The organism is Sphingobium sp. CECT 9361, from assembly GCF_918741285.1.
In the GTDB taxonomy this organism is placed as follows: Bacteria; Pseudomonadota; Alphaproteobacteria; order Sphingomonadales; family Sphingomonadaceae; genus Sphingobium.
Genome location: NZ_CAKKNC010000017.1, coordinates 60,307 through 72,081 on the forward strand (window position 1 = coordinate 60,307; position 11,775 = coordinate 72,081).

The 11,775-nt window shown below is 61.8% G+C and carries 9 protein-coding genes and 1 pseudogene; 2 read left to right on the plus strand and 8 right to left on the minus strand.

Annotated features, from left to right (window positions below):
* The first annotated feature begins 96 nt into the window (after window positions 1-96).
* A complete protein-coding gene (locus LQ220_RS19050) occupies window positions 97-1,290 on the plus strand; it encodes a type III PLP-dependent enzyme (protein WP_230189728.1) in 1,194 nt (397 codons plus the stop codon).
* 66 nt (window positions 1,291-1,356) lie between these two features.
* On the opposite strand, the gene LQ220_RS19055 is transcribed toward LQ220_RS19050, so the two are convergent.
* The 8 genes from LQ220_RS19055 to LQ220_RS19090 all read right to left on the minus strand — a co-directional run bounded on the left by LQ220_RS19055 (window position 1,357) and on the right by LQ220_RS19090 (window position 10,911).
* Window positions 1,357-2,487, minus strand: a complete 1,131-nt coding sequence (locus LQ220_RS19055) for a class I SAM-dependent RNA methyltransferase (protein WP_230189729.1) — start codon at window positions 2,485-2,487, stop codon at window positions 1,357-1,359.
* A gap of 89 nt (window positions 2,488-2,576) precedes the next feature.
* Window positions 2,577-3,959, minus strand: a complete 1,383-nt coding sequence (locus LQ220_RS19060; protein ID WP_230189730.1) for an NAD(P)H-hydrate dehydratase — start codon at window positions 3,957-3,959, stop codon at window positions 2,577-2,579.
* On the minus strand, window positions 3,956-4,321 hold the full coding sequence (locus LQ220_RS19065) for a hypothetical protein (RefSeq protein ID WP_230189731.1): 366 nt from the start codon (window positions 4,319-4,321) through the stop codon (window positions 3,956-3,958). Before LQ220_RS19065 ends, LQ220_RS19060 begins: the two co-directional genes overlap by 4 nt.
* The gene (ilvD, locus tag LQ220_RS19070; RefSeq protein ID WP_230189732.1) at window positions 4,302-6,023 is read right to left on the minus strand and encodes a dihydroxy-acid dehydratase; all 1,722 of its coding nucleotides are present in this window, start codon (window positions 6,021-6,023) and stop codon (window positions 4,302-4,304) included. The genes LQ220_RS19065 and ilvD overlap by 20 nt, the downstream gene beginning before the upstream one ends.
* Before the next feature lie 44 nt (window positions 6,024-6,067).
* Entirely contained in the window at window positions 6,068-6,781 is a 714-nt protein-coding gene (locus LQ220_RS19075; protein ID WP_230189733.1) for an N-formylglutamate amidohydrolase, read from the minus strand.
* Entirely contained in the window at window positions 6,778-7,623 is an 846-nt protein-coding gene (locus LQ220_RS19080) for a 4-(cytidine 5'-diphospho)-2-C-methyl-D-erythritol kinase (RefSeq protein ID WP_230189734.1), read from the minus strand. The genes LQ220_RS19075 and LQ220_RS19080 overlap by 4 nt, the downstream gene beginning before the upstream one ends.
* Window positions 7,620-9,245: a hypothetical protein gene (locus LQ220_RS19085; RefSeq protein WP_354958195.1), complete on the minus strand. Its 1,626-nt coding sequence runs from the start codon at window positions 9,243-9,245 to the stop codon at window positions 7,620-7,622. The genes LQ220_RS19080 and LQ220_RS19085 overlap by 4 nt, the downstream gene beginning before the upstream one ends.
* Before the next feature lie 13 nt (window positions 9,246-9,258).
* Window positions 9,259-10,911 carry an electron transfer flavoprotein-ubiquinone oxidoreductase gene (locus tag LQ220_RS19090; RefSeq protein ID WP_230189735.1) on the minus strand — a complete coding sequence of 551 codons (1,653 nt, stop codon included), beginning with the start codon at window positions 10,909-10,911 and terminating at the stop codon, window positions 9,259-9,261.
* Window positions 10,912-11,273: 362 nt separating this feature from the next.
* Between LQ220_RS19090 and LQ220_RS19095 the strand changes: the two are divergent.
* A pseudogene (locus LQ220_RS19095) lies at window positions 11,274-11,756 on the plus strand (uracil-DNA glycosylase family protein); the annotation flags it as partial.
* Window positions 11,757-11,775: the final 19 nt, after the last annotated feature.

Below are 11,775 nucleotides of genomic sequence, written 5' to 3' on the forward strand. Positions count from 1 at the left end.
GGGGGCGCCTTGGCCATATATCGACCGTCCGCTGCCCCATGGGACTTCCACCGCAAGGCAGCTTAACACCTTGAACTACACTGGAGGTCCCTTGAATTGTACGAGCATCCCAGCGCGCTGGGGGTAGCAATTGCCCTCAAACCGGCAGCCCCGGTAACGCTTATTCGCCCGCAGGCAGCAGCCCGCGCCGCCCGATTCTTCTCTGAGAAGTTTCCGGGGCGCTCGCTTTATGCTGTAAAGGCAAACCCCTCCCCGGAGTTACTCCGGACGTTGTGGGATAGCGGAATCACGCATTATGACGTTGCCTCGATCGTTGAGGTACGTTTAGTCGCGGCGACTTTGCCGGAGGCGAAGCTGTGCTTCATGCATCCGGTCAAGGCCGAGGAAGCGATTGCCGAAGCCTATCACACGCATGGTGTCCGCACCTTCTCGCTCGATACCATCGACGAGCTGGAAAAGATCATGCGCGCCACGGGCGACGCCACCGATCTGGAACTGTGCGTGCGCCTTCGGGTATCGTCGGACTATTCCGAACTTAGCCTCGCATCGAAATTCGGCGCTGAACTGGGCGAGACCAAGGAACTTTTGATGGCCACCCGTCAGGCGGCGGATGCACTAGGCATCTGCTTCCATGTCGGTAGCCAGGCAATGAGCCCCCATGCCTATACGCAGGCCATCGAGCGCGTGCGCGCCGCGATTGTCGAAGCGGCGGTTACGGTCGATATCATCGATGTCGGTGGTGGCTTTCCTTCGGTCTATCCGGGCATGGAGCCGCCTGCCCTCGAACTCTATTTCGATGCGATCCATCGCGGCTTCGAAAGCCTGCCGGTGTCCTACTCGTCGGAATTGTGGTGCGAGCCGGGTCGCGCGCTCTCCGCAGAGTATAGCTCGCTGATCGTGCGTGTGGAACGTCGCCGCGGTGACGAACTGTACATCAACGATGGAGCCTATGGTGCATTGTTTGATGCCGCGCATATCGGTTGGCGCTTTCCCGTCACGCTGTTGCGGACGCAGGAAAGCCAGGCAGAGACCAAGGGTTTCAGCTTCTACGGGCCGACATGCGACGACATGGACCATATGGTCGGGCCATTCATGCTGCCCGCCGATGTGAAAGTCGGCGACTATATCGAGATCGGGATGCTGGGTGCTTATGGTTGCGCCATGCGCACCGGGTTCAACGGCTTTTCGTCCGAGACGGTCGTGGCCGTGGACGACGAACCGATGGCCAGCCTGTATCGCGAAGAAGTCGAAGCGCCGCGCCGCGCCAATGTGGTGAAGCTGGGCCAGTAAGCCCTAAGCCAACGCTATCGCAGAAATTTATCCCCCGCTCTTATCCGGCGGGGGATTTTTTATGTGTCAGCGGCGGAAGATCGCCGCCAGTTCGACATGCGTGGTCCAGCGGAACTGCCCGACGGGCTGGACACTTTCCAGCGTGTAACCGCTTTCGATCAACAGCTTCGCGTCGCGTGCAAAGCTGCCGGGATTGCAGGAGACATAAGCTATGACCGGCACCTGTGCCTGCGCCAGTTGGAGCGCCTGTTCGCGTGCACCGGCACGTGGCGGGTCGAGCAGGATCGCGTCGAAGCGGTCGAGTTCGGCCGGCATCAACGGCCGCCGGAACAGATCGCGATGATCGACGGCCATCTGCCGACCGCTGCGATTAGCGGCAGTCTTGAGCGCCAGCACAAGATCGCGGGCTGCTTCGGCGGTATAGACGGCTTTGCCATTGCCGAGTGACAAGGCGAAGGTGCCGAGACCGCTGAACAGGTCGGCGATCCGCTTGGCGGGTGCCAGCGCAGCCTGAACGGCAGCGACCAAGGCAGCTTCGCCATCTGCCGTAGCCTGTAGGAAGGCAAAGGGCGGGAACGGAACCGCTACGCCGTCGAAACTGACGGTCACGGGATCAGGCTCCCACCGTGTTTGCGGGCCGTAGCCATCGTCTATGGTGAGGCGGGCCAGTTTGTGGCGTTGCGCAAATTCCGTGAGCGATTCGGTTGCGGCAAGGCCCTCCACTTCGATGCCTTCCAGCATCAGATCCACGCCCTGATCGGTAAGCGTCATGCGGACATGCACGGCGCGACGGTCCCCGACCATTGGATGCAGCAGCGTGCGGATCGGTGCGACCATCGCGAAGAGCGCCGGATGCAAGACGCTGCACATCTGCATATCAACGATCCGGTGGCTGCCTTCGCTGGCGAACCCCAGATTGAGGTTCTTGCCGAGCCGCGCTGCACGCAGCGAAGCGCGGCGGCGGCTTTGCGGAGGCGAGATATGTGCGGGGTGAATGATGTTCGCAGAGATCCCCTGCCCCGCCAGCGCGCCCGCCACTCGGTCGCGCACGAAATCGGACAGGCTGGCATCGTCGACATGCTGCAACTGGCATCCACCACAGAGCGGAAAATGACGGCAAGGCGGATCGACATGGTGCGGGCCACGGATCAGCCCCGCCCCGCCGCCCGGTTCCAGGCGGTCCCCCGGCGCGCTCATCGGTACATGGCGGCCATCGGCGGTGACGCCGTCGCCTTTTGCGGCGAGGCGGGTGATGAGATCGGTGTCGGTCAGCGTCTTGTCTTTCGTTACAGGCGGGACGCGATAGCCGCTGGCACCTGCGCAATCAATTCATCCGCGACAAAAGCAGCACCAGCGCGCCGGGCGGCCTCTCCGTGGAGCCAGACCGCTTCGCAGGCTGCCCGGAAAGGATCGTGGGTGACAGCGAGGCGCGCCGCGCACAACCCCGCCAAGACATCGCCCGTCCCGGCAGTCGATAACCATGAGGATGCGGGGCGCGAGACGGCTGCGCGGCCATCGGGGGCAGCGACAATGCTATGCGCGCCTTTCAGCACAACGACTGCGCCCGATTGGGCGGCGGCGGTCTGTGCCTGCATAATCGGATTGCCTTCGAGTGGACCGAACAGTGCTTCGAACTCTCCCGCGTGGGGCGTCAGGATCGCGCATTGCGGGAGCACGGCGAAACCGAGCGACTTCAACGCCAAAAGTCCATCGGCATCGATTACCGCCCGATGACCTGCCGACAGCGCCGATGCCATGCGGGCGATACTGGCTCCATCCCGCCCTAGCCCCGGCCCGATGAGACTGACGGCGATACGCGGATCGGCAAAGGCATCTGCGGGTTCGTCGTCGTTTTGGACGATGGCATGAGGTAGGCTTGGAATGGGTATGGGCGCACCGACCTTCACATAACCCGCCCCGCCATGCGCCGCAGCCAGCGCAGCGAGAGCAGCAGCGCCCGGCATCGCTCCCGCGAGAACCGCCACGAGGCCGCGTGTATATTTATGCGCGTCCTTTGCCGGAGCCGTCAAGTGCGGGGCCGTGAGCAGGCGCACACGCGCATTCTGCGTGGGAATATCGATGTCGGCACAAACCAACCTGTCGAACCGGGAAGCCGACGGATCGAGAACATGGGCAGGCTTCAACGCGCCCAGGCTGATGCACGTATTGAAATGCGGAACGTCGGACAGAGGCGCACCGCTATCGGTATCGATGCCGCTAGGTAGATCGATGGCGTAGGTCTTGCTGGCATCATCGGCCAATGCCGACAGACGCTCAGCGAGCGCCTTATCCAGACCTCGCGTGAGGCCAGTGCCGAACAAGGCATCGACCAACTGTGTTGCCGGGGATGCAGTGAACACGTCCTCGACCGGACCGTCCCACAAGGCGCGCGCCTGCTGCGATGAAGGCGTGCGGCTTTCTCCTGTTGCAGCAACGCGAACCGGGACGCCGTGGCCGCGCAATATGCGGGCGATGACGAAGCCGTCTCCGCCATTGTTGCCCGGACCGCACAGAACCAGCGTGTCGCGTTTACCGCCTGCGCGCCAGATGATGTCGGCTGCGGCGGCGCCTGCCTTTTCCATCAGCGCATATTCGGGTACGCCGCTGGCAAAGACCGCTTGCTCCGCCGCACGCATTTCTGTCGCGGTCAGGATGGCGAGGCCGGTCATTTGGGCGATGCTATCTGCGCCTGAAGATCGTAGAGATCACTGCCGACCTTTACGGTGATGCGGTCGCCTTGGGTAATGGTCACCGCAGCGGGATCGGACCCGTCCGCCGCTACGACCCCGCGCCCGTCCGTGACGATCCGAAAACGGCGAAATCCGCCATCGGGATGGCGGATCGTCAATCGGTCACCAGAGACTTCGCTCCGGCAAACCGGCTCCACTTTCGCTGCACCATCGACCTGACACAGAACCGTGTCGGGCGACTTGGGGTCAATCGCCATTGTGTCGGCTTTACCAAGCTGATCGCAGCCGCTCAGGACGAGCAGGGCTGCGATCAGAAGATGATCAGATGTCCGCGTAGACATGAGTTTCGGCGCTGCCTCCGGGATGCGTTACGGCACCCTGATAGGCCGGACCGACGTTCTGCGCATAGCGCCAAAGTGCGCCGGACTGATAATCATGCGCGCGCGGCTGCCAGGCGGCACGACGTTCCGCCAGCACGGTGGCGTCGACGTTCAGGTCAATCGTGCCAGCTTCCGCGTCGATGGAGATGATGTCGCCATCCTGCACCAATGCGATCGGGCCGCCTTCTGCCGCTTCGGGACCGACATGGCCGATGCAGAAGCCGCGCGTGGCGCCGGAGAAGCGGCCATCGGTGATGAGCGCAACGCTTTCGCCCATGCCCTGCCCATAGAGCGCCGCCGTTGTAGAAAGCATCTCCCGCATACCGGGACCGCCCTTCGGCCCTTCGTACCGGATCACGATGACCGACCCTTCGCGGATCTGCCGCGCTTCGACGGCGGCAAAGCAATCTTCTTCGCAATCGAACACCTGCGCCGGGCCGGTGAACTGCAGGCGATCCATCCCGGCAACCTTCACGATGGCACCATCGGGCGCCAGCGTACCGCGCAGGCCAACGACACCGCCCGTGGGGCTGAGTGGCGTCTTCACATCATAGATGACCTTCTGATCGGGGTTCCACGTCACCTGATCGATATTCTCGCCCAGCGTCTTGCCGGTCACGGTCATGCAATCACCATGCAGAAGGTCGTTTTCCAGCAAGGTCTTCATCAGCATGTAGACGCCACCGGCATCGTACATATCCTTGGCGACATAGCGGCCGCCCGGCTGAAGATCAGCGATGTAAGGTGTGGTCTTGAAGATTTCGGCCACGTCGAACAGATCGAACGCGATGCCCGCTTCATGCGCCATAGCAGGAAGATGCAGGCCGCCATTGGTCGAGCCACCGGTCGCCGCGACGACGCGCGCCGCATTCTCGAACGCTTCGCGCGTGCAGATGTCGCGCGGACGGATATTGCGCGCCAGCAATTCCATGACCTGCTCGCCTGCTGCAATCGCGATGTCGCCACGCGTCTGATAGGGCGCAGGCACCATATTGCTGTTGGGGAGCGACAGGCCGATTGCTTCGCCCACGCACGCCATCGTGTTGGCGGTATACTGGCCACCACATGCGCCGTGTCCGGGGCAAGCGACCTTTTCCAGATCCATCAATTCCTTCAACGGACAGTTTCCGGCGGCATATTTGCCGACGACTTCGAACACGTCCTTCACGGTCACGTCCTTGCCGTGGAAATGACCCGGCAGGATCGATCCGCCATAGACGAAGATCGAAGGGACATTGAGGCGCAGCATCGCCATCATCATGCCCGGCAAAGACTTGTCGCATCCAGCAAAGGCCACCAGCGCATCGTAGCAGTGGCCACGCACGGACAGTTCGACGGAGTCGGCGATGACTTCGCGGCTGACGAGCGAGCTTTTCATGCCCTGATGCCCCATCGCGATGCCGTCGGTCACGGTGATCGTGTTGAAGCGGCGCGGCATCCCGCCTGCGCGATTGACGCCATCGCGGCAAATATCAGCCTGATCGTTCAGGGTCGTGTTGCACGGCGCGCTGTCGTTACCGGCAGAAGCAATACCGACGAAGGGGCGGCCAATCTCTTCTTCGGTCAGGCCCATAGCGTAGTAATAGCTGCGGTGCGGCGCGCGCTCCGGCCCTACCGATACGTGACGGCTGGGAAGTTTCGCCTTGTCGAAAGTATGTGTCATGATTGGCCCTTCGTTGTGCGGGCCTCTTTCCAAAAAGGCAGCGTTTACGCAAGAGCGTTACGGCACGCTTCCATCACTGGGGCCAGATAATCGGCAAAACGCGCCTGCCCAGCCTCATCGCGCACCAGATCCTGCCGCATTTCGACGCCCAGATAGGGGATACCGCGCGCCTCGGCATGGCGATTCATCGTCGCGTTCAGGATGGTGCCGGAATAGGGAAGCTGATCGCCGACATTGAGACCAGCGGCTTCCAGCATGGGTATCGCGATACGCGCTGCGCGGTCATCGCTATTGTAGAGTATCCCTATATGCCAGGGACGCGGCTCGTCGCGCGACGATAATGACGGCGTGAAACTGTGCAACGACAGGATGAACGGTCGCGTCATGGCATCCAATGCCGCCGTCACCGCGGCGTGATAAGGGCGGTAGAAGCGATTTATGCGAGCGTGGCGGTCAGCATCGACATTACCCGGAATGGGGTGGCCGTCGCTTTCGGTCGGAATGAGGCCGGGAGAGTCCTCTTCCCGGTTGAGGTCGATCACCAAGCGGGACAAACCACCGAGCACCGCACCGCAGCCAGTGCGTGCGCATAGCTGCCGCGCCACTTCCGCCACGCCGATGTCGACAGCGATGTGTTCGTTCAGAAGGACCGGATCCATGCCGAGGTCGATGTCCGACAGCACAAAAGCCGATGCGTGATCGGCGATGATGAGTATGTTGCTTTCCCGCGCGGGAATGAGGGTGAAGGCGTCGCTCATGCGCTTCTGATCCCTGTAGGCAAGGTCCACCATGTGGGTGACATCGACGCTGCCGCGGCATCGCGGGCTTCAGTGGAAGCGAACAGCGCAAAGCATGTGGCGCCGGAACCCGACATGCGGGCGAGCTTTACGCCGGGTTGGGCCGATAGCGACGCGATGACTTCAGCAATTACGGGCACGAGTGCAGCGGCGGGTGGATAAAGATCGTTGCGTCCGTCCTCCACGATGGTCGTAAGATCGCTGGCATCTAGCGGCCCCTTGTCGATTGTATCCCATCCTGCGAACACCGGCGCAGTGGATAAGCCGACACCTGGATTGACGAGCAACAGCGGCATTCCAGACAGCCCCTCTATCGTCCGCAGGTCGAGCGCTTCTCCGCGCCCCGTGCCCATCAAGGTGCGACTGACAAGGCAGGCTGGCACGTCCGACCCCAAAGCCGCAGCGATATCCATCATGTCGATATCGAGTGACCACAGACGCGCCAGCAAGCGCAACGTAGCCGCAGCATCCGCCGATCCGCCGCCAATCCCAGATGCAACCGGCAGGTTTTTGGTCAGGCAGATATCAGCACCTAAGCCGACACCTGCGTAGTTCTGCAACGCCTTTGCGGCCTGTAGGACAAGATTGTCCGGCCCGCTATCCAGCCCCGCCGCAAAGGGTCCATTGATGGTCAGGGTCAACGCCCCATCATCGCGCACCGTAGCCGCCAACTCATCGCCATCCCCTGCAAAGGCGAACAGGCTTTCGATGTCATGATAGCCATCATCCCGCCGCTGCCGGACATGCAGCGCGAGGTTGATCTTGGCATAAGCGGTTTCGGTATCGGATCGAGGAAGGCTCAAGGCGCGGATAGCTCCGGTTTGTAGCCGCCGCGCACCTTGCCGCCGATCCGCGTTGCCGCTTCCCCCTCGGCAAATGTGCTGGCCGCCGTCCAGGCGTATCGCGCTTCATAACGCCGACCGACCGCCCACAAAGCATCGCCCAGATGTTCGTTGACCGTCACATCATCAGGTGCGCCTGCAGCCGCTTTTTCCAGCACCGGAACCGCGCTGCGCGCATCGCCCGAGACATAATGCGCCCAACCTAGCGAATCTGCTATCGCAGCGTCGTCGGGGCGCAATGCACTGGCCTTGCGCAGCAGGGCCAGTGCTGCGGGAACATTCAGTCGCCGCTCGACCTGTGCATAGCCGAGATAGTTCAGTACGACGGGCTCTTCCGGCGCGAGCGCCAATGCCTTATCGAGAGCAACCTTTGCTTCGGCCCAGCGCCCGCCGCGCTCCAGCGCACTGCCTTCGAGAAGGTACAGCGACCAAGGCGCCACGCCACCCGCGAGCCGCTGCTGCGCTTGACGATAAGCGTCCACTGCTGGACCGAATTGTTTCATGTCGGACAGAAGGTTTGCCAGTTGCAGATATTGTGCGGCAGTCGCATCGGGCTGCGCCACCGTTTCTTGCGCAACCGCCAGCGCTTCATCCTGCCGCCCCGCTTGCGACAGCGCGCTGATGCGGATGTCGTCGGCAACCGCCACCCATACCGATCTGCGCGGCACCTTCAGCGCTTCCGCAATCGCAGCGTCCGAATAATCGGACAGCGCGAGTTGCCGCGCGAGGGCCACGCGCATTTCCGCGCTTTTGGGATCGGAAAAGCTGGCGAGGCGGGCGAGTGTGAGTGCCAGTGAACGGCTGTTGCCGCCGCCCACATCGTCGGCAAGACGTGCAAATGTCCGCCCGAAACCCTGCGCGGGCGTCAGCGCGGGAATGGATATCCGCCTATTTGTCGCAAGTTCCGCCTTGGCAGCTATCAATGCGGGGTCATCGCGATTGAGCAGCGCAGCGGCATCGTCCCTCCGACCGAGCGCGGCCAAACGCATCGCAAGGGCTATCCGCAAACCAACCTGCGTCGAAGTCTGCAACGACAGGGCGCGAAGAATGGCCGGATCGGCCGCCGCCTGTTGCCCACGGGCAAGCGCCTGCAGCGCCACATGCTCGTCGATGTATCGCCCGGTCAATGTGGCGAACTGGCTCTTTTCATCCGCCAACGGCGCCACATACGGCCCATCGACTACCGAAACCCAACTGGTCAAAAACGGCGCGAGGAAGGCGAAATTCTCTTCGGCCTTCAACCGATCTGCCCAGTGGCGCGCACCATCCCAATCCTTGCGGCTCAGGGCATCGATGGCGAACAGGAGGGTTCCGTCTCGCGGCAATACGCCTGCGGCATCCAGCACCCGCGCGGACCGCAAAGCCAGCCCCATATCGCCCGCTTCAAGCGCCTGTCGGTAGGACCGCAGCGCCAGCACTGCGTTGTCCGGATCGGCAGCCATTGCCTGCGCATAGCCGTCCACCGCAATAGTCAGCGCCCCGTCCCCATCGGCCAACCGCGCCCGCGCATAAGCGTTGAGCGCAGGCGTATCGACCACCGCCCCGGCCCCAACCGGGATCATTGCGGTGGCCAGTATCGCCAAGGGGAACAGATGCCTACATATTGGGATAGTTCGGTCCTCCGCCACCTTCCGGTACGACCCAGTTAATGTTCTGCGTCGGGTCTTTGATATCGCATGTTTTGCAATGGACGCAATTCTGCGCGTTGATCTGGAAGCGAGGCAGTCCCTCTTCCTCACCCACGACTTCGTAAACGCCCGCCGGGCAATAGCGTTGCGCAGGTTCGTCATAGAGCGGCAGATTGTAGCTGATCGGAACCGCCGGATCCTTGAGCTGAAGGTGAACCGGCTGGTCCTCCTCATGATTCGTGTTCGACAGGAACACCGACGACAGACGGTCGAAGCTGATGACGCCATCGGGCTTGGGATATTTGATCTCGGCGCAATGCTCCTTGCGCCACAGCTTCTCATTGTCCGGCTTGTGCTTGAGCGTGAAGGGCAAGCCGATCTTGAGCGTGCGCATCCACATGTCGATGCCCGCCAGAACGGTGCCGATGCTGTTGCCGAGTTTGGCCAGCAACGGCTCTGCATTGCGGACCAGCTTTAGCTCATCGGCAATCCAGCTTGAGCGCACTGCTTCGCCATAGCTGGTGAGCGCGTCGCTGCTGCGGTCGGCTACAATGGCCGTGAAGGCTGCTTCCGCCGCCAACATGCCGGACTTCATCGCTGTATGCGTGCCCTTGATGCGCGGTACGTTCACGAAGCCTGCGGAACAACCGATCAGCGCACCGCCCGGGAACTCAAGCTTCGGCACCGACTGCCATCCACCTTCGTTAATGACTCGTGCGCCGTAGGAGACGCGACGCCCACCCTCCAGATACTGGCGGATCGAGGGGTGCTGCTTCCAGCGCTGAAATTCCTCGAACGGATACAGATGCGGGTTGCGGTATCCCAGACCGACGACAAAGCCCAAGGCGACCTGGCCGTTCGCCTGATGATAGAGGAACCCACCACCATAGGCGTCCGTCAGCGGCCAGCCCTGCGTATGGATCACCAGACCTGGCTGATGCTTGGCAGGATCGATGTCCCACAATTCCTTCATCCCCAGACCATAAACTTGCGGGCTGCAATCGGCGTCCAGCGCGAACTGGCGCTTTAAAATCTTGGTCAGATGGCCACGCGCGCCTTCGGCAAAGAAGGTGTATTTGGCGTGCAGTTCGAGGCCGGGCTGATAGTCGCCCTTCTTCTCGCCATCGCGCGCGATGCCCATGTCACCCGTAGCGACGCCCTTTACCGAGCCATCGTCATTGTAAAGAATCTCGGCGGCGGCGAAACCGGGGAAAATTTCGACGCCCAGCCCTTCGGCTTGCTCGGCCAGCCAGCGGCAGAGGTTGCCCAGCGATCCGGTGTAGGTGCCGTCATTGCTCATGAAGGGAGGCAACGCGATATGCGGCATGGAGAACTGCCCCTTCTCCGACAATACCCAATGGCGATTGTCGGTCACCGGGACTTCGGCCAGCGAGCAGCCGGAGGTGCGCCATTCGGGCAGGAGCTCGTCCAGCGCCTTGGGGTCGATCACCGCGCCCGACAGGATGTGGGCGCCGATCTCCGAGCCCTTTTCCAACACGCACACCGCGATTTCGCTGCCAGATTCGTTGGCCATTTGTTTCAGGCGGATCGCCGCGCTCAGTCCCGCAGGGCCACCCCCAACGATGACGACATCATACGGCATCGATTCCCGGTCACTCATAGACATTCTCCTCGGGGGTGGCTGCCGCCCTGCTTCAGTTGCCTGTTCCGGACCAACCAACCACCGTTTTTCGCAAACGCTTTGACAGATTGCGCGATGACTTTTCTTGACGCGCTCGTCAACCTCTGCGCCTTACCTTAAATATGTTGGGATCGGGGGATCATGAAGCGAATACCGCAGTCGAATCGCTGATCGACTGGTGGGAAATGGCGGGTGTGACATCAATTGTCTCCGAAACGCCCGTAAACTGGCTTCAGCCCGTCCCTCCGCCTACAGCTCCGCGGATCGATACCGCACTTGTGTTATTACCTCCGGTTTTGCCCGCTAGTCTGGAGACGTTTCACGAGTGGTTGGCGACCGACATGGCGCTCCCCGAACTTGCATGGCCGCAATTGACGGGTCAGGCGAAACGGGTTCTGCCGGTCGGTTCGCCCGCGCCTAGCCTTATGGTTATATGCGACATGCCGGATATTGCAGACATGGAAGGTGGCGCCCTGCTAAGCGGCGACGTGGGACGTTTGTTCGACGCCATGATGTGCGCCATCGGGCAAAAGCGAGAGCATCTGTATATCACGTCGCTCGCGCTGATGCGCCCCACCGGGGGTATTATAGGCGAGAGCGATGGCGTTCAGCTTGCCAACAGGATGCGGCATCACATCAGCCTTGTCGGTCCACGGCGGGTGCTCATTTTAGGCGACAAGACGAGCCGTGCGCTTTTGCCGACGGTTGACGAAGAGAATGTCTTTAGTTTACGACCTCTTAACCATGAAGGCGGCACTGTCGATGCCATCGCGACGTCGCATCCTCGCTTCCTGCTGAAGCAACCATCGGCCAAACGGGGATGCTGGCGCCAATTGCAACTTT